Source organism: Vibrio sp. 10N.261.51.A4 (assembly GCF_041471945.1).
Classification (GTDB): domain Bacteria; phylum Pseudomonadota; class Gammaproteobacteria; order Enterobacterales; family Vibrionaceae; genus Vibrio; species Vibrio crassostreae_C.
Map to the genome: position 1 here is coordinate 1 of NZ_JBFRPJ010000130.1, position 18,579 is coordinate 18,579.

Annotated in this window: 14 protein-coding genes; 10 read left to right on the plus strand and 4 right to left on the minus strand. The window is 42.2% G+C overall.

Going from position 1 to position 18,579, the window contains the following annotated elements; translation table 11 throughout:
• Positions 1-50: 50 nt before the first annotated feature.
• The 3 genes from AB4384_RS22935 to AB4384_RS22945 are packed head-to-tail and all read right to left on the minus strand — an operon-like array spanning position 51 to position 1,800.
• A complete protein-coding gene (locus tag AB4384_RS22935) occupies positions 51-359 on the minus strand; it encodes a hypothetical protein (RefSeq protein ID WP_102321029.1) in 309 nt (102 codons plus the stop codon).
• On the minus strand, positions 360-1,571 hold the full coding sequence (locus AB4384_RS22940; RefSeq protein ID WP_372130155.1) for an Arm DNA-binding domain-containing protein: 1,212 nt from the start codon (positions 1,569-1,571) through the stop codon (positions 360-362).
• Positions 1,564-1,800, minus strand: coding sequence for a hypothetical protein (locus AB4384_RS22945; protein WP_102321027.1), 237 nt, complete (start codon positions 1,798-1,800; stop codon positions 1,564-1,566). The genes AB4384_RS22940 and AB4384_RS22945 overlap by 8 nt, the downstream gene beginning before the upstream one ends.
• Before the next feature lie 100 nt (positions 1,801-1,900).
• Between AB4384_RS22945 and AB4384_RS22950 the strand changes: the two genes are divergently transcribed.
• A complete protein-coding gene (locus tag AB4384_RS22950) occupies positions 1,901-2,131 on the plus strand; it encodes a helix-turn-helix transcriptional regulator (protein ID WP_102393890.1) in 231 nt (76 codons plus the stop codon).
• Positions 2,132-2,332: 201 nt separating this feature from the next.
• Here the strand turns inward: AB4384_RS22950 and AB4384_RS22955 are convergent, their stop codons facing one another.
• A complete protein-coding gene (locus AB4384_RS22955) occupies positions 2,333-3,187 on the minus strand; it encodes a WYL domain-containing protein (RefSeq protein ID WP_372115409.1) in 855 nt (284 codons plus the stop codon).
• 221 nt (positions 3,188-3,408) lie between these two features.
• On the opposite strand from AB4384_RS22955, the gene AB4384_RS22960 reads away from it, so the two are divergent.
• From AB4384_RS22960 to AB4384_RS23000, 9 genes are all read left to right on the plus strand, one after another.
• Positions 3,409-7,068, plus strand: a complete 3,660-nt coding sequence (locus tag AB4384_RS22960; protein ID WP_372098052.1) for an ATP-binding protein — start codon at positions 3,409-3,411, stop codon at positions 7,066-7,068.
• Positions 7,065-7,703 carry a hypothetical protein gene (locus AB4384_RS22965; RefSeq protein ID WP_136974917.1) on the plus strand — a complete coding sequence of 213 codons (639 nt, stop codon included), beginning with the start codon at positions 7,065-7,067 and terminating at the stop codon, positions 7,701-7,703. The genes AB4384_RS22960 and AB4384_RS22965 overlap by 4 nt, the downstream gene beginning before the upstream one ends.
• Complete coding sequence (locus AB4384_RS22970) at positions 7,703-9,001, plus strand: hypothetical protein (RefSeq protein ID WP_372098037.1); 1,299 nt, start codon at positions 7,703-7,705, stop codon at positions 8,999-9,001. Before AB4384_RS22965 ends, AB4384_RS22970 begins: the two co-directional genes overlap by 1 nt.
• On the plus strand, positions 8,998-9,843 hold the full coding sequence (locus tag AB4384_RS22975; protein ID WP_372130156.1) for a hypothetical protein: 846 nt from the start codon (positions 8,998-9,000) through the stop codon (positions 9,841-9,843). Before AB4384_RS22970 ends, AB4384_RS22975 begins: the two co-directional genes overlap by 4 nt.
• Positions 9,844-10,168: 325 nt before the next feature.
• Positions 10,169-11,815, plus strand: a complete 1,647-nt coding sequence (locus AB4384_RS22980) for an N-6 DNA methylase (RefSeq protein WP_372130157.1) — start codon at positions 10,169-10,171, stop codon at positions 11,813-11,815.
• Complete coding sequence (locus AB4384_RS22985; RefSeq protein WP_372130158.1) at positions 11,805-13,043, plus strand: restriction endonuclease subunit S; 1,239 nt, start codon at positions 11,805-11,807, stop codon at positions 13,041-13,043. The genes AB4384_RS22980 and AB4384_RS22985 overlap by 11 nt, the downstream gene beginning before the upstream one ends.
• 169 nt (positions 13,044-13,212) lie before the next feature.
• Positions 13,213-14,895, plus strand: coding sequence for an SWIM zinc finger domain-containing protein (locus AB4384_RS22990; protein WP_372130159.1), 1,683 nt, complete (start codon positions 13,213-13,215; stop codon positions 14,893-14,895).
• A 132-nt stretch (positions 14,896-15,027) separates the two neighbouring features.
• Positions 15,028-18,324 (plus strand): type I restriction endonuclease subunit R, encoded by a 3,297-nt coding sequence (locus AB4384_RS22995; RefSeq protein ID WP_372130160.1) that lies wholly within the window; start codon positions 15,028-15,030, stop codon positions 18,322-18,324.
• A gap of 12 nt (positions 18,325-18,336) precedes the next feature.
• Positions 18,337-18,579 (plus strand): NUDIX domain-containing protein (locus tag AB4384_RS23000; RefSeq protein WP_372130161.1); only part of this gene is annotated, 243 nt, incomplete at its 3' end.

Sequence of the window (18,579 nt, forward strand, 5' to 3'; positions counted from 1 at the left end):
TGTTCATGGCACGCTTACGGTTCATTTGGCTCTTTTTTGAGTAGCTCTCATTAATGCAATTGCTTCAAAGAAAAACTGATCCGTGATTGCATTGCAATCAACAGCCAACTGGCATCTCGATTATTTGGCTTGTCTTTACATAGATGTAGTGCTTTTAGTACACCGCGCGTGACTGAATCAATAAAGACATGTTCATGATGGAATTTATCTGGCCATAGTTCAGTACGTTGCTTGATAAGTTCGTAAATTTCATCGTATAGCCAATCAATATCTTGATGAGAGATTTTCTGAAAACGCTGAGCCTGAAGAATGTCACAGCACAAACTGGTGCAGTGAATAGCTAGAGGTGAATAAGCCATTTACTTTCCTCCATTTAAATTAGCATCTAATAACTTTTCAAAAGCACTGCCGTCTTGCCTGGTTAGGTTTGGTATATATCGGCTGTAAACTGTGAACAGCATTTTTGTAGTGGTATGGCCCATTTGGCGAGCTATCCACTCAGGTGCTTCTCCGGCTGCTAACCATAATGTTGCAGCCGTATGTCGAGTCTCATAAGGGCGGCGATATTCCATTCCCAAGTTTTTAAGTGTCGGCTTCCAGATTCGGTCTCTGACGTTACCTTTATCTAAAGGGTTTCCAGCTGCATTGCAGAACACATACTCCTTAGTACCAGTCACTTTGTATTGGGATTTTATAGCTTTAAGTACAACAGATGACATTTGAATGTCTCTTGTTGAACCCACCGTTTTCGTTGTGTCTGAACGGCCGTGTACAAACGTTTCTCGAACTGAAATTAAACCACGCTCAAAATCTATGTACTTCCATTTCAGACCATCGATCTCTGAGGTGCGCATTCCGGTGAAGAAACGAACGGTGAAGTAATCTTTAAAATCGGAACGTACCGATGATAAAAACAAGTTCACTTCGTTAAAATCAAACGGGTTTACATTAGTGCGTTCAACACGTAGTGGTTTGATGTTTTCAAACGTCGAACGAAAATCGTAGCGATCTCCGGCTTCGCTCAAAATCATGCGCAGTGGTGTCATGACATGATTAATGAACTCGGCAGATAATTTTTTGCCGTTGTTACGCGGTTTCACTAAAGAAGCACGGTACTTTAAGATGTCAGGTCGAGAGATCTTCGCGACGTCTAAATGCCCGAAGTGGGGTACAAGGTACGACCATAAGTAGATCTTCATACTGTCCTTATAGCTCTCTTTCCAACGCACTTCGTTTTCGTCATACCACTCTTGTGCGAAGCTTTCGAACAAGACAGTTTCAATTCCTTGTAGCTCTTGTACTGCCGTTTTGTAATTACCAAGTAATTCCTGTTTGCGTTTTTGAGCTTGGATGTCTTGTTTCAAAAATGTTTGAGCTTTCTTAGACTCAGGGAAGTACTCACTATATACAAAACAACTCAGGCGAATGTCCGCTTCAATTTGATTTAGCAGTTTCTGTAGCTTGCGTTGGTTTACTTGAGTTGCAGGCAGTGCAGTTTGCTCACGGCAACGCATACCTTCATATCGGAAGTCGAGATAGAGCTTACCGCTACGTGAATTGATACTACCCATGACACACCCTCCCGCCAGCCATTGGAATATACTGAAGGTTACGTGATGCAGATTGGTATAATTCTGCCTCTACCTCTTCCCAAATGTAGAGAATTTTTCTACCATTGAATGGTCGAATGTAGTGTTTACCTTCGATGAAAATTGAATCTCGCAGAGTCGAATTGATATAGTTGGCGCTAAATTTGATACGACCTGCAAGCTCTTTTGCTGTAAGTAATAATTGGTCCATTTGACCTCCATTGTTTGTGTTTTAACAAGACACAAAATCAGCTTAACCATACTTTTGTGTTTTATAAAGACACATTATTATATCTTTTAGGAATTGATGTGTGATTAGATATAACTTAAAGGAACTTATAGATAAAAAATCAGCGGAAGAGGGACGGAAGATCTCTGGAGCTCAAATTGCTGCCGAAATAGGTATTCAGCGTTCGGCCATGGCGAAAATGATCCGAGATGAAGGGTACACTACAACCACAAAAACTCTTGATGCCTTGTGTCAGTACTTTGATTGTGATGTGTCAGAGGTTATTTGGTATCAGAAAAGGAATATTAGCTAAAAACTTATCGAGTGAAATGTAGGGTGTTTTTAGTCGTCACTTTACAATAGATGTAGGCTGCTGTTTTAAAGCATTCAGCAAGGAGCGTATATTCATGGATCTTTACACCATAAATACAGTCAGCCCTAGTTTCGAGTAGACAGGTAATGTTCCATCTAGAACATCACCAATCTTATCGGGCTGTCTCGAACGAACCTTGATTTATCTAGGTAGACTTACGTCAAAGTAAGCTGTCAATTGGTAGGCTTCTGGTTGTTCTTTTAGCAGCTTTTGGTCTTGTATGACGCTCATACGTCGCAAGTAATAATTGACTAAAGCTCCACGAGTTACTATTTCCATCTTCTTGTTTTTCATAGCGTAGTCGTCAGCAACAACAACTTGTTGTTGCTCAGACAAGTAAGGATTAGGTGTAATCGTTAACTTAACTTGATGGTTCCAGTTGTCATCATGTTCTCGCATTTTTGGTGACTTATCCATTAAGTCAGGTTCGTTCCTAAAGCGACTTAACACGAAATCTCGAAATTCATTTTTCTCTTCACAATATGCTCTTACATGCCACCTGATCCCATCATAGACTAAGCTGTGAGGCGCAATAATTCGACCTCGAACCTCAGGTGTAGAGAGCGATACATAGTCAATATCGACTCGAAGGTTAGCCCTTGCTGCCGCAATTAATCCTCGAACAATGCTTGGTGATATAGCCCTTTCAGGAACGTTCAATACGGTCGATTGAGCTTCCCCCCAATTAAAGAACTCGAAGGTCTCTTCTTGGTTATATTGCTGATGAAGCATAAGTAGATACTCATGAGCAGTGCCTTGAGTAAATAAAGGCTTAAAGTTGTCTGCTGGCCTATAGCCTTTAATTGTTCTATCCAGTATCAATTGACCTTGGTCAGTTAAGCTAATGTACTTGTTGATATCCCTGGAAGCTTGTTGTCTCCCTATGTGAAAAGCATCACATAGGTGATTTGTCGTCAGTCGACCCTCCCAAAGAGCAATTATCTCAATTAGTCGAAATCGTACTTGTTGGTCCCATTTGATATCTGCTTGATTCATGTTCGTGCTCATAAATGTTACATGTTGATGTATACAGTATATACATGTAGCAAAAAAGTACATATATTTATTGTGGATATTGACAAGGGCAAGAAAAGTCAGGAATCTTTACTGTGAGTGAGTCGATGGTATTGAAAGCTGTAACCTGATTTAGTGGCCACAAATTCAAACTGTTTGATTTTCAGTCAAGAAAAACAACATAACTCGAGATAGATACGATGATGTATGCCGGATTGACCAAAGTTATCGCAATAAATTCTTATCAGAAAAACAAGATGTTTTCTGAGTATTCTTTTGACGCTCCCACTCAGATCACTGGCGGTAACGGAGAAGGCAAAACATCACTTTTAAGGCTCATTCCGTTCTTTTATGGAGCGACTGGCACGCAGATCGTCAGGAAATCGAATGTCAATAAGCCCTTTGCAGAATGGTATTTACCACACAACAACAGTTATATTGTTTTCGAGTACATTACTGCTCGTGGTCAAGTTGCTCATGTCATTTGTTATCGAAACCTTAGTACTAAAGGTGGCATTGTTTACCTTTTCGTTAAAGGTCAGTTTGAGCAGTCAGTGATCATTAAACAAGATAGCGAAGACAAGCCTTACGCAATCGGCTGTACAAAGCTGGCCGCGGAGCTGAACGCTAACGGCTTAGAATACGAGTCGCGTATTACTAGCGTCAAAGAGTACCGCGAAATTATCCAAAATATTAATGCAGGGAATTTGAGTAATCAGTTCTTAAGCTACTCTTTGTGCTCTGGTCGTCATGATGTCCGTCACATTGAAAAAATCACAGCGGCGTTGATTCAAGGTGAATTCAATATGGCCGACACAAAGGCGCTTTTCCTGGATATCCTCGAGCAAGGAAATAGCACATTAGAGTTTGGTGTGGATGCAAACAGAATTGAACAATGGTGTGATGACTACAACGGCCTAACAGCGTTCCTAGCCAAAAAAGAAGCGTTCATTGAAGCTATTGCGAACAATAAGCAGATTGCCTATCTAACCACTCAGCTCGCCAATGCCTTAACAATCATTCGTGAAGCCTCTGAAAGCCTTGATGAATCTCTTAAGAAAACCGAAATCGAGCGCTCAGATTTTCTTGAAAACAGTGACAAGCAGATTGGCGAAATTAATCAAGATAAGCTTGATAAAGAGGTTCAAAAGAGCGCTCTTCAACGCTCTATCACAAGTATTAACTCTGAGATCGAAGTACATCACAGCAAGCTTATAACATACGAAAATAGTGGTTATCCAGAACTGTCCGTTAAGCTAAAGCAATTGCCAGAAATGGAAGACAGGGTGGCACAACAAAGACAAAGTTACGCCGATCTTGAAACTAAGGTAAATGATGCGAAAGCAAAGTATGAGAAAGACAAACAAAACCTTGTTAGTAAGTTCAATAAAGAAAAGTCTGACCTAACAGAGCAAAAACTTGATGCCGAGAAAGAGTGCAAGGTTAAAAAAGACAAGATAGACGATGTATATCAGCCACAGTTAAAGGAACTGACCCAAACCCATACGATTTTTACAGCGGATAAATCTCAGGCTCTTATGGAGCATAGGGCTGAACTCGCTACTCAAAAGCAGCGACTAAAGAACCCAGATATTGATGAGTTTCTCATTGAGCAGAGAGAGCAGTTGGAGTCTGAGAAGGACAGATTACAAGAACAAGTAGACACGTTAAAACACACGACAACTTTGAGTGAGAAGGAAGGAGTCAACTTACAAACTAAACGTGAAAAGCTACTCGAAAGATTAGAGGCCACTCGTCGAAATATGCGCGATGCCGAAACCAGGCTAAAAGTAGTCAGTAACCGATTAGACCCAGATTCAGGAACCTTGTTCTCGTTCCTGGAGGCTAATCGACAGGGGTGGCAAAGCTCTCCACTTGGTCGTGTTCTCACCGATGAGCTTTTGATGGACACGACACTCACACCATCAATGACTGAAGATTCAGGTTCAATGTACGATTTATATATCGATACGAGCAACCTAGCAGATTGTAGTGTCACCAACAAAGCTGATGTGGAAGAGCAGGCTCACTTGATGGACCGTATCGTTGAGCTTGAAGACGCAGAGGCTGATTTCAATAAGCAAATTTTGAAAAATGATTTTGCTGTTAAGCAGTCAACGCTTGAGTTATCACGATTACGCAATGAACTGCGAAACGCTGAGGGTGACCTATCACAAACTAAGGTTAACCTTAAAAACAAGAAAATAGAGATTGCCCGTGCAAAAGAGGGCTTAGTCGAAAAAATTAATATAAACATCAAATCGATTGAGAAAGCTATAGCCCTGATTGATAGGGAAATCTCAGTAACGCTTGAACGTTTTGAAGAAGCAAAATTAGAGCTAAACAACGACAGGCTTACTCAAATTAGCAATGTTGAATCATCACTTGATCTCACGATCGGAGCTATAGATGAACTACTGGAAAAAAGTACTCTGACGTTGGGCGAGAACAAACAGCGCATCAAAACGGAGTATGAACAGCGGTTGAGTGATCAAGGTATTAGCGGTGAAATCTATCAACGCTACAAAGAAGAAATTGAATTGCTTGATAATGAGATCAAAAACTTAAAAGTGAAGTCTCATAAAATCAAAGAATACGAGATATGGCTTGCTGTTTATGAAGTGGATGATCCTAAGAGACGTGACGATCGAAATACTAAGGTCAAAGAACTTGAAACGGTGCATCAAGAGTTTGAATCTTTTGAAACTAAACTGAAAGAGTTGAGAGCCAAAGCTCATCGAACCAAAAAAGAGTTTGATGAGAAGCTCTCTATCTTGAGAAACCACAAACAGCGAGCTGACAGTGCAATCTCTCGCCTAACTAACTATGTGATGTTTGAGGGCGAAGAAGGCAGCCAAGAAGCGCTCGATTATAACGGCGATTTAAATTCACTCTTGAGCTATGTAGAGAGCAAACTCCCGGAGTTAGAGAGGCTTACTAAGCTACGTAAAAAAGATATACAACAGATGGAAACTATCACTCTCAACCTTGGTGACGGGGAGCTGTATCGTTTCTGGAATGAAAGCAGCCGAAACGCCATTACAGAGGATATTGTTGCTAGTGACTCAAAGCGAATTGATATTCTAGAAATCATCATGAATGACATTATTCCTCAGGTGACCAGCATAACAATTGAAAGCGCAGTTAACATGGGGCGTATGCTCGTTGACTTCAAGCATCGGCTACTTGGTTTCGACCGTGAGATTAAAAAACTTGGTCGTAATATCTCTGAACAAGTAAAGCTCAATAACACGTTCTCTGTGGTTGGTTCTATTGACATTAATGTTGAGAGTTCACTTTCCAAACTACAAGGTTGGCAAGATATTATTAACTTCTCTGAGATTTACGAAGAGTGGGATAAAACGGGATCGGCTGAGCTACCAAGCAAAGAGTTTTTCAACGCTTTAAGCACACTGACATACCATATTAGTGCCGAGAAAGTTAAAAAGCCTACTGAGCTGTTTGACATCAAATTTGAAGTCATCGAGAACAACCAGCGTAAAACGGCCAAAACAGATAAAGATATGCGTGATTTGGCCAGTAATGGTACGAACTTGCTCATTCAATCCATGTTGTATTTAGCACTTCTGACACAACAACGTGGAGCAAGTCGACTATCAATAACTTACCCAACCGATGAGATTGGTAAGCTGACGGCAGAAAACCAAGCCAAACTGCTCAAAATGATGGGGGCACATAACTTCAATGTTATCGCGGCTCAACCCGATGGCAATAATCGTACGGCCAACTTATTTAAGTATCTGTATCACTTAACGCCTTACAAGAACATTTTCAACAAACCTAAAGTAAGCAAACTTGCGTTAGCTAAAGCCGCTGAAACTAGCACAGGAGTAGAAGCATGAAGCCAGTATCACAAGTCTTAGAATCTCTACTTAGTGGTAGCTTTATCTGCCCAGCAACGGATCGTGAAGCTTACAAGACGCTTAAAGAGGATCGTACACGCCGAGAAATCAATCAAGCGTTGACTCTTATGGGGCGCGAGCTCCAATGTACGAGCAGAACCAGCGCCTATTATGTTACCTATAAAAGTATCGACGACCACAATCGTCGTCAGGTGACCGCGTTGATGAGTAATGTACACGGTATCATTCGACCTGTGGTTAAGTTCGTAGCGACAGTCAGTGAGGCTGCTCAAGTTGAAGCAGTGATGGTTGGTGGTGATGAGTTAAATGTGCCTATGCTGAGTGCGCAAATCCAATCGTCTCCTAGCTTGATGGAGAAACTCGATAGTATTTATCGACTTCCAAAAGTGAGTCGAAAAAAAGTGCGTGACAGTGCAGCGGATAAACTCAATGTAGTTGTCGAATTTCTGGTTAAAGAAGGGGTGGCTCATTTAGTAAACAAAGAGCGCCAACTCTATGTGATGACGGGAAAATTAGACTTTGTCTACGAGGTGCTCGATTTCATCGATACGCATGAAAAGATCGTTGAGACAGTTAACAAAGCAAACGAGAACCAAGGGGAGTTCGACTTTTGATGAGCCCTCAAAACAATGGGAAACATGGTGGTGTTAACCACATGCTTCGCTTAATCAGCCAAGCAAAGGACACACTAACGCATGTTTTTGAAAATGGCACGATACGTGAAACTCATGAAAACGCCAATGACCTACGTAAATTAAAAGAAGCCCGTGTTGTTATCGTGACAAGCCGCGGCTACCGCGTGCACCCTAAGATGGAAGCATTGATGAACTACTTCCTTGAAACGGAAGCGAGTTCATTTCTTGGGACACAACATGCTGAGCGCATTCCAGAAATTCAGAGCTTAGCGCAAGAATACCTGGAAGCTAAATTAAATGGCAAAAGAGAACAAGAGGCGGATAGGTTTAATAGCCTTGAAGGTGTGGTTTATGAAATCACAATGGACTTGCAAGAGTCTTGTCGTCGTCTAAGAAACCGTATCAGTTATGACTTTGGCTATGGCCATACGCTCGCTCAAAAACAAAAAGAGAACCAAGTTGCTATAGAGCAAGCTGAAAAGCTTGTTAGTGGCATGAAAGCTTTCTCTTTTAAGTTGTTGAGTGAAATGGCTGGAGATAACTCCGAGCTCAACACCTTGTTTTGTGCTGAAATGCACAGTGCGATTCGTAGTTGCCAACAAGAGCTAGGATCTATCCTAATTCAACTCCGAGCTTTGATGCTGAAGTATCGTAACCGCGAACGCGATAAGGACCTGATCAATGCCTTTGATCGGTTTATTGATCAAGAGCCACACTGGACACCAAGTGACGATTTGATTTTGCCTGATGAGGTAGCAAAGCACGATGGTATACCGATGTTTTGGCTTTCAGAGCCGTTACAATTTGCGCATCACCCAAATCCTGATGATATGGACCAAGAGCCGGAATTGGCTGATATTGTTGAAAAAATTACGGCACAGCCTGCAGAACAAGAAGAGCTTCCGGTTGTTGAAGAAGCTGAGCGACGAGAATTGACTCTTGATGTTGAAATACAAGAGCTGATTGAAGCGGACATTGATTCTCATTGCGATACCTTTTTTGCTGAAGCCTTTATTGGTAAGGGAAAAACCAGCATTTCCGCTTTGGAGTATTACGAGCAAATCAATAGTGACTTACCGGAAGATCTTGACCAGCTCACTTGCGCTAAAGACGTGTGGCTATTTAGCGTGCTTAATTTCCATAGTTCAATGCTTCCCGAAGATAGCAAAGGCTTTACCGTTGAGCCTATCGGGTCTTATACCTATTTAGCAAAAGGTAGCAATATAGGTTACGGCAACCTTCACTTAGAAGATGTGTCTATAGCGAGGAAACTGTGAGTAGAATTATTGATGATATAACGGGTAGTGATTTAAATCGGTTAAAGCAACTCTTCTCTCCTGCGAAGGTTAATGAAGGTGCCAGTGTAGCGCTGAGTGGCGTGTTTGATACTTTTCATCGCGACTTTAGTGTTGGGAGCGCCAGAGGAGAACATTTGCAGCTGACGCCTAGAGATATACGTCAAATTAGGAAGGTGATTAAAGAGCAATCTGGTTTTGATCTTTTAACTGATCCCATCCCTAATTCTCGAACGGATATGGCTCAGTTCTTTCCTAACGAGAAGTTAAGCTCAAGTCCTGTCAAAGACAAGGTCATTAAAGTTTATGGGATTTTGTCCACGAACATAAATGGTAAATCATATGACTTACAAGAGGGCATGAACATTGAGGTAGCTCTAAGTCATTTGACGAGCATTGAGCACAGCCAAGTTGTGATTGTTGAAAACTATGAAGCATTTTCTAAGTTTAGATTAGTACAAACCGACATAGGATCTAATCCTCTTATTGTTTACCGAGGAGATAAGGACACGGGAGTAATATCAAAAGAAATTGCGTTGGCTTTTCCAGGCGTAGAGCTTATAGCTTGGTTTGATACCGATCCTAAAGGTATCTCTTTAGCTTTATCATCGGGAGCGACTTATATGCTGCTACCTAATTTATCAACAGATACTCTCAAAGAACATGGTCGCTCAGACTTGTTTGCAGACCAATACCAAAACTGGGATCGTGTCTCAAAACTTATCCCCCCTAAGTTAGAGTCCATTATGTCTGAACTGGAAAAAGGGATAACCCAAGAGTCAATCATGGCAAATCAAATAGCTGTAAGGTTACACCAAATTTAGTCACGTAAATGTTGAGCTCCCCTGTAAGTGCGGAGATAGGCATGTTTACCTTGGGGTAATCAATCAAATGTTGTGAAGCTCATGCAGAGTGCCTACAAGACTGTTAAGTGCTGCTAATCTAGCCACTGAATTATTTATAAAGATTAAACGAATTTTGTGGCTTTTTTAAAATGCTCGATCATTTGGATATTTCCTTATCTTAAGGCACGTAAAAAGCGCCTAAAATCGGAGCTTTATCAATTCAACTCATTCAATTTCATATATAATCTTCCTCAATAGTCTGCGGTTGAAAGCAGAGTCCTACATTATTCGAGTAATTAAGAACATGGCAAAAGAACCCGCTAACAAGAAACCCGCCTCAAAAGCTAAGCCTGCGTCAAAAGCTAAGAAAGCGACCAAAGGCTTTGAAGAGACCCTTTGGGATACCGCTAATCAGCTGCGTGGCAGTGTTGAGTCATCTGAATACAAACACGTGGTATTAAGCCTTGTGTTCTTAAAGTTCATCAGCGACAAGTTTGAAGCACGCCGTCAGAAGATGATAGACGACGGGCAAGAAGCTTTTGTTGAGATGAAAGAGTTCTACCAACAAGACAACATCTTCTTTTTACCAGAAGATGCGCGTTGGTCATTTGTTAAAGCACGCGCTAAGCAAGATGATATCGCTATCATCATTGATACCGCTTTATCGACTATCGAAAAAAACAACCCAAGCTTAAAAGACGCTTTGCCAGATAACTACTTCTCGCGCCAAGGTTTGGAAGTGAAAAAGCTGGCGTCACTTATCGACAGCATTGAAAACATCGATACGTTAGCTAACGAATGTGACATGAGCGAAGAAGACTTAGTCGGTCGTGTTTACGAATACTTTCTAGGTAAGTTTGCAGCAACCGAAGGTAAAGGTGGTGGCGAATTCTATACGCCTAAGTCAGTGGTAACACTGTTAGCTGAAATGCTAGAACCTTTCCAAGGTAAGATCTACGACCCGGCTTGTGGCTCGGGCGGTATGTTTGTTCAGTCTTTAAAGTTCATTAAAGAGCACGAAGGGCGCACCAAAGATATTGCTATTTATGGTCAAGAGTTGACCTCGACCACTTATAAACTGGCGAAGATGAACTTAGCCATTCGCGGTTTATCTGGCAACTTAGGTGAGCGTGCCGCCGATACCTTTTTTGCTGACCAGCATAAAGACTTAAAAGCCGATTACATCATGGCGAACCCACCGTTTAACCTTAAAGGTTGGCGTAATGAAGCAGAGCTAACCGATGATGCGCGCTTTGCTGGCTATCGCACCCCGCCAACAGGTAATGCCAACTACGGATGGATTTTGCACATGCTCTCTAAGCTAAGCGAAACAGGCACAGCAGGCTTTGTATTGGCGAACGGCTCAATGAGCTCAAATACGTCTGGTGAAGGTGAGATCCGCCAGCAGCTAATCGAGAACGATCGCGTTGAATGTATGATCGCTTTGCCGGGGCAGCTGTTCTTTACTACGCAAATCCCTGTGTGTATTTGGTTTATCACAAAAGACAAAACCGAGAACACCACCAAAGGTTTCCGTAACCGCCAAAAAGAGACGCTGTTCATTGATGCCCGTGAGATGGGCACCATGATTAGCCGCACCAACAAAGAGCTGACTAAAGACGATATTGCGCTGATTGCTGACACTTACCATGCTTGGCGCTGTGATGAAGCAGAACTCAAAGCGCGCATTGAGCGTGGCGACGGCAAAGTAGAGAAGTATGAAGATAAAGCAGGCTTTAGCAAATCAGCGACGATTGAAGACATTAAAGCTAATGATTTTGTGCTGACTCCGGGCCGCTATGTTGGCGCAGCTGATGTGGAAGATGATGGCATTCCTTTTGAAACCAAGATGAGCGAGCTTTCACAAACCTTGTACAGCCAAATGAATCAATCGCAAGAGTTGGATAAAGCGATTCGCCGTAACTTGGAGGCGTTGGGTTATGGGGAGTGAACTTAAGAAATGGAGCTCTGAAGAGTGGGTTGATACAAATTGGGGAGAATTGGTTGAACTTCGTTATGGCAAAGGGCTAAAAGATTACAAGCACAAAACCGATGGTTTTCCAGTTTATGGCACTAATGGGCCTGTTGGTTTTACTGAAGCTCCATTATGTCCTTTTCCCAGTGTAATTATCGGTCGAAAAGGGGCTTACAGAGGAGTTCATTTCTCCAACAAGCCCTTTTATGTAATAGATACGGCTTACTTCGTTGAACCAAAGTTTGATTTGAATATGAAGTGGGTTTATTTTCAACTTCTTACTCAAGATATTAATGCTTTGGACTCAGGCTCTGCAATCCCATCGACCAGACGTGAAGATGTATACGCATTATCTGTCAAAGTCCCGCCTAGAAACGTGCAGAATCTTATTGTTCAACAGTTGAGTTCGTTTAATAACAAAATCACTCTCAACAACCAAATTAACCAAACCCTAGAGCAAATGGCGCAAACGTTATTCAAATCTTGGTTTGTCGACTTCGACCCTGTAAAAGCCAAAATGAACGGCGAACAGCCAAAAGGGATGGATGTGACTACTGCCTCGCTTTTCCCAGAAAAGCTCGTTGAGTCTGAGTTGGGTTTGATTCCTAAAGGATGGGAGGCTAGCTGTATGGGAGAGCACTTCAAAATCACGATGGGACAGTCACCTAAGGGTGAAACTTACAACGAAGATGGAGAAGGAATTGCGTTTTTCCAAGGACGACGAGATTTTGGTTTCCGTTACCCTGATGTTCGTGTTTATACAACAGACCCTAAACGATATGCAAAAGCAGGAGACACTTTAATCAGTGTTCGTGCACCAGTCGGCGATAAGAATATGGCATCTATTGATTGTTGTATTGGTCGAGGTATTGGAGCAATTAAACATAATAGTGATTCTCGTTCATTTACATATGCATTTATGAGTCACATTGAGAAGAAGCTCGGGGATAACGGCTCTTCCGGAACTCTATTTAATTCAATAAACCTGAAAGAATTGAAAAAAGTTCCATTTATTACTCCTTCTCAAGAGCTAGTCGAAGCTTTCCATAATCTTGTTGAACCAATTGACCAAAAAATTGAGGTTCTATCAAAAGAGATAGATAGCTTATCGCAGCTCCGTGACACGTTACTTCCTAAATTGCTTTCCGGCGAAGTTGATTTAGAGAACCTGCCAGTAGAACAAGCTAAGGCGCTGGCAGAGTAACCTTTCGTCATTCCAGAAAGTGAGGGACGAACTTATCAGGAATCTCGTTTTTGACGGTGGTGAAAAGCGAGATCTCAGATACCTCGCGCCTCGGTTCTGAGATAACGAAGGTGGGAATTAGATGAATCCGAAATAGAACAAAGCAAAGCGTAGGTGGAACCATAATATAATGAACGCAACTAATACTCGTGAAATCGACATTTCTGAATTGACGACACTGTGTGAAACAAGCACTTTGCAAAAAGGCATCTTGCTTTCACGCAGTGGTGCAGTACGCAAGCTTAACCTTGTTGGCAACACCGCGACCGCACAGGTCAAAGGCAGCCTCAATTATCAAGTGAGCCTCGATTTCACTGGCGATCTGGTTGGCACTTGTACTTGCCCTGCGGCGCAATATCAAATGTTGTGCAAGCACGGCGTGGCGGTTGCCCTTTGCCTACAAGACCAAGAACAAGCTTTAAACCAAAGTAGTGAACGAGATACCATAAAAAATCACCTGCAAAGCCTTGGTGAAGAGGCCATGGTAGAGATGCTACTCGAATACCTAGAAGAAGATGAGTACACATGGAATGCACTGCTGACAAAAATTGAAATACGCGAAAAGCCAGCCGTATATGGCGAGCTGAAAAAGTTGGTTACCCAAGCCTTACCGCGAGAACAGCTCTGGGATTGGCGAGAAAGCCATGATTATTTCAACTCAGCAGAAATTCAATTGAACATGATCATTGAATCAATGCAAAGCCTTAACGCCGATCATCAATGGAAATTAATCAACTACCTTGTTGAACGGTTGAATAAGGTGCTAGAGCAAATTGATGACTCCAATGGCGATCGTTATGGCATTGAAAGCATGATTAACGAACACATGCCAAAGACGCTGGCAAAGCTTAATTGGAGTGAGCAAGAGAAAGCGCAGTGGATGTTTGAGCGTTTGACCCATTACGAATTTGAAGTATTTCCTTCGATTGAAGAGAGTTTTGGAGCGATTTGGCAATCTAACACCCACTTTCTAACCTTATGCCGCCAAGCGATAGATCAAGCATCGCAAGATGAGAGTAGCTGGAACTTACGCTCATGGGCAGTTCCGTTAATGAAACACAGCTCCGATTGGCGTGAAGTGGCGGAAATTAAACAAAAAATAGCACGAACGTGTCGAGATTATCTTGAAGTTGTTGATATGTTCATTGATGAGCAAGAGCCGTTAGAAGCTGAGTTTTGGTTAGCTAAGGCGAAAAAAATGGCGAGTGATTATGAACTTCGTGCGTGCGAACAAGCTCAATTCCGTCTTTATGTTGAACTAGGTGAAATCCATTCTGCATGGGTATTAGCTAACCGTTTGTTAGAACAATCACCAAGCTTTCAATATTATCAACAGTTAGCGAAGTTTAAAGCCAATTACCAAATTGATGATGTTGAATTTTTCTCCCGCACTGAACTGCTACTTGCCAATGCCTATCAACAACCAGACCGCTATAATCAAGCTTCTGATCGTACGGATGCCTTGGTTCTGTTCTATATCGATAACCAGCAATTAGACAAAGCGTGCGAATGGGTTGCCGAGCATAAAATATCAATACAAGGACTTATTTCGCTTGCCGATCATATTGTGGATGATAAACCTGAAAATACGCTGGATTATTATCTGCGAGCAGTCTCATCTTATATCGAACAGACCAATAATACGGCTTACGATCAAGCTTTAGAGTTACTTCGACGTTTAGAGAATATGCTGAAATCGCATCCTACTCAATTGGCGACATTTTATAGTCAGGTGGCGCAACTCGCTACCACGTACAAGCGTAAGCGTAATATGTTCGCTTTAATTCAGAAATATTATTCAAAATATATCTGATTCTGCGGAGGTGACAAGATCTGCGGTGTTGAGAAAATGGAACAAAGCCCGAAACCGAGTTACTACAAAACAAATTTAAATAACTCAATTTAGAAAACAACAAACAACGTCAAACAGCAGTAGGAAAAGGCGATGAGCTTAAAATTTACTGAAGCCAAACTCGAACAGGCCATTATTGAGCTATTGGGTGAGCAAGGCTACCCACACGTAGTGGGTGAACAAATAGCGCGTGAAGACAAAGAACAAGTACTCATCTTAGATGACTTACGCCGCTACCTTGCCAAGCAGTACCGAGGCGATGCTATAACCGAGAGCGAAATTGACACCATTGTTCGTATGATCTCAACGTTGCCTGCCAGTGATTTATACCATAGCAATAAAACCTTCTGCCAATGGCTAACCAATGGCTTTCTGTTTAAGCGTGAAGATCGCTCAAAGAAAGACCTCTATATTGAGTTAATCGACACAAGACATTTGGCACAAGCCTTACGCTTGATGTTTGTCCCGTTGCTAGAGAATAAATCTAAATCAGATAATACTGATAGAGAAGTTGCAGAGGGTAATGTTAGTTACTTAGAAACATATCGCCTAGACCCGACTGATACCAATATCTATAAAATCGTTAACCAGCTAGAGATTGAAGGTGTCGATGAACAAGTTCGAATCCCTGATGGCATCCTTTATGTGAACGGCTTACCGCTGGTGGTGCTTGAATTCAAAAGTGCCGTGCGAGAGAAAGACGCGACCATCTTTGATGCATGGAAGCAAATTTGCGTTCGTTATCGCCGTGATATTCCCAAGCTGTTCGTCTACAACGCGATGTGCATCATCAGCGATGGCGTGAACAACAAAATGGGCAACCTGTTTGCGCCGTATGAGTTTTTTTACGCGTGGCGCAAAGTAACGGGCAACGAGTCTACCGAAAAAGAGGGTATTAATTCCCTCTACACCATGATTGCCGGGTTGTTTAACCAAACTCGATTACTTGATGTAGTGAAGAACTTTGTTTTCTTCCCTGATACCTCTAAGAAAGAGATAAAAGTCTGTTGTCGTTACCCGCAGTACTACGCAGCGCGTAAGCTTTACTACAACATCGACAAAGAACGTAAGCCATACGGTAGTGGTAAAGGCGGTACTTACTTTGGTGCAACAGGGTGTGGTAAGAGCTTTACCATGCAGTTTCTATCTCGCCTATTGATGAAAAGCATCGATTTTGAAAGCCCGACCATTGTACTTATTACCGACCGCAACGATCTCGATGACCAGCTTTCTAAACAGTTCTGTAATGCCTCTGATTACATTGGTGATGAGATGGTTGTGCCAGTTAAAAGCCGTCAAGATTTAAGAGACAAGCTGCAAGGCATCAAGAGTGGTGGTGTGTTCCTGACTACCATTCATAAGTTCACCGAAGACATCGAATTGCTTTCAGAGCGTACAAACATCATCTGTATTTCCGATGAAGCTCACCGTTCACAGGTCAACCTCGATAAGAAAGTGGTGATCAAATATCAAGATGGTATAGCCGTCGATGTGAAAGAGACATACGGCTTTGCTAGGTATCTGCACGATTCTCTACCAAGCGCGACTTACGTTGGTTTCACCGGAACGCCGATAGATGCCACCCTTGATGTATTTGGTGATGCAGTAGACAGCTACACCATGACAGAATCGGTTAATGATGAAATTACGGTTCGTATTGTTTATGAAGGCCGAGCAGCCAAAGTCATTCTTGATAACAGCAAGCTTGAAGAGGTCGAGAAATACTACCAAGCGTGCGCAGAAGCTGGCACCAATGAACATCAGATAGAAGAGAGTAAGAAAGCTACTGCCAATATGAACGCGATTCTTGGCGACCCTGACCGTATTGAAGCTTTGGCGAAAGACTTTGTTGAACATTATGAAGGGCGAGTTAAAGAAGGTTCTACGATAAAGGGCAAGGCGATGTTTGTCTGTGCGAGTCGTGAAATCGCGTTTGATTTTTATAAGCAAGTCAAAATCTTAAGGCCAGAATGGTTTGAGGAAAAGCTATCAATTGATGGCGTCGAGCTGACTGATAAAGAGAAAGAAGAGTTAAAGCCACTTGCGATGGTGCAAATGGTGATGACGCGCGGCAAAGACGATGATCCTGATCAGTACAGCCTGTTAGGAACCAAGGAATATCGAAAATCGCTCGACCAGCAGTTTAAGAGTCCTAAGTCGAATTTCAAAATAGCCATTGTAGTCGACATGTGGTTAACAGGTTTTGACGTTCCTGAATTGGATACTATCTACATCGATAAGCCGTTGCAGAAACACAACCTGATTCAAACCATCTCACGTGTTAACCGTAAGTTTGAAGGCAAGGCGAAAGGGCTGGTTGTCGATTACATTGGTATCAAGTCGCGAATGAATCAAGCCTTAGCAATGTATTCAAAGGCTGATGAGACTAACTTTGAAGATATTCGTTTTTCTGTCATTGAGGTGAAGAACCACCTCGATCTATTAAGACAGATGTTCCACAAGTTCGATACGTCAGGTTATTACACAGGAGAGCCGTGTAAGCAGCTGGAGTGCCTTAATCAGTCGGCAGAATACATCCTTCAAACCAAGAAAGGCGAAACCCGATTCATGGCTTTAGTGGGCCGTATGAAGGCGGCTTATGATGTTTGCTGTGGTAGTGAATTGTTATCTCAGCAAGAGCGTGACCAAATTCACTTCTATATCGCAGTGCGCTCTATAATCTTTAAGCTAACCAAAGGTGATGCACCAGACACGGCACAAATGAATAGACGTGTTCGTGAGTTAGTGGCAGAAGCACTTCGTGCCGATGGAGTAGAAGAGATCTTTACGATTGGTGATGAGCACGCCGAAGCTATCGATATTTTTGACGAAGATTACCTAGCTCGTATCAACAAGATTAAGCTGCCAAACACCAAAATTCAGCTACTTCAGAAGCTACTAGAGAAGGCGATAAGCGATTTCAAGAAGGTCAACCAGCTACAAGGGATGAATTTCTCTAAGCGCTTCCAATCGCTGGTGGAACAATACAACGAACGTCGTGAAAATGATGTGTTGAATGGTGAGGAGTTCGATACCTTCTCTCAAGAAATGACCGACATTATCTTTGATATCGTGAAAGAAATGGGCTCGTTTGAAGACCTAGGCATCGACCTAGAAGAGAAAGCGTTCCTCGATATCTTGAATCACATGCGTAAGAAATACGATTTCACTTACGACGATGACAAGATGCTCGAACTGGCGAAGGAGATGAAAACTACCGTAGACAATGTCGCCCAATATCCAGATTGGGCAGGGCGCGATGATATCAAAGCCAAGTTGAAAGTGGATTTAATCTTACTGCTACACAAATATGGCTTCCCACCAGTAGCCAATGATGATGTTTACAAAGGCGTGCTAGAGCAGGCTGAGAATTATAAGAAGAATAGTTAGGGGCAAGTGAATATGGTTAAAAAAATAGAAGTAGTAGCGGCCATTATTCAACATGAAGATAAAACTTTGTGTGTTCAGCGCGGTCCTTCAAAGTTAGCTTATATCCATGAGAAGTTTGAATTTCCCGGCGGGAAAGTGGAAGTAGGTGAGCAGAGAGAAGAAGCCATTAAAAGAGAGTTGAATGAAGAGCTGCATCTGAATATCGAACATGTAGATTATTTCATGACGGTTGAGCATGATCCGCACCATAAGTTT

Excerpts from the sequence above, each read along its gene's own strand:
- AB4384_RS22935 (WP_102321029.1), bottom strand. The coding sequence starts at position 359 with ATGGCTTATTCACCTCTAGCTATTCACTGCACCAGTTTGTGCTGTGAC.
- AB4384_RS22940 (WP_372130155.1), bottom strand. The coding sequence starts at position 1,571 with ATGGGTAGTATCAATTCACGTAGCGGTAAGCTCTATCTCGACTTCCGA.
- AB4384_RS22945 (WP_102321027.1), bottom strand. The coding sequence starts at position 1,800 with ATGGACCAATTATTACTTACAGCAAAAGAGCTTGCAGGTCGTATCAAA.
- AB4384_RS22955 (WP_372115409.1), bottom strand. The coding sequence starts at position 3,187 with ATGAATCAAGCAGATATCAAATGGGACCAACAAGTACGATTTCGACTA.
- AB4384_RS22960 (WP_372098052.1), top strand. The coding sequence starts at position 3,409 with ATGTATGCCGGATTGACCAAAGTTATCGCAATAAATTCTTATCAGAAA.
- AB4384_RS22965 (WP_136974917.1), top strand. The coding sequence starts at position 7,065 with ATGAAGCCAGTATCACAAGTCTTAGAATCTCTACTTAGTGGTAGCTTT.
- AB4384_RS22970 (WP_372098037.1), top strand. The coding sequence starts at position 7,703 with ATGAGCCCTCAAAACAATGGGAAACATGGTGGTGTTAACCACATGCTT.
- AB4384_RS22980 (WP_372130157.1), top strand. The coding sequence starts at position 10,169 with ATGGCAAAAGAACCCGCTAACAAGAAACCCGCCTCAAAAGCTAAGCCT.
- AB4384_RS22985 (WP_372130158.1), top strand. The coding sequence starts at position 11,805 with ATGGGGAGTGAACTTAAGAAATGGAGCTCTGAAGAGTGGGTTGATACA.
- AB4384_RS22990 (WP_372130159.1), top strand. The coding sequence starts at position 13,213 with ATGAACGCAACTAATACTCGTGAAATCGACATTTCTGAATTGACGACA.
- AB4384_RS22995 (WP_372130160.1), top strand. The coding sequence starts at position 15,028 with ATGAGCTTAAAATTTACTGAAGCCAAACTCGAACAGGCCATTATTGAG.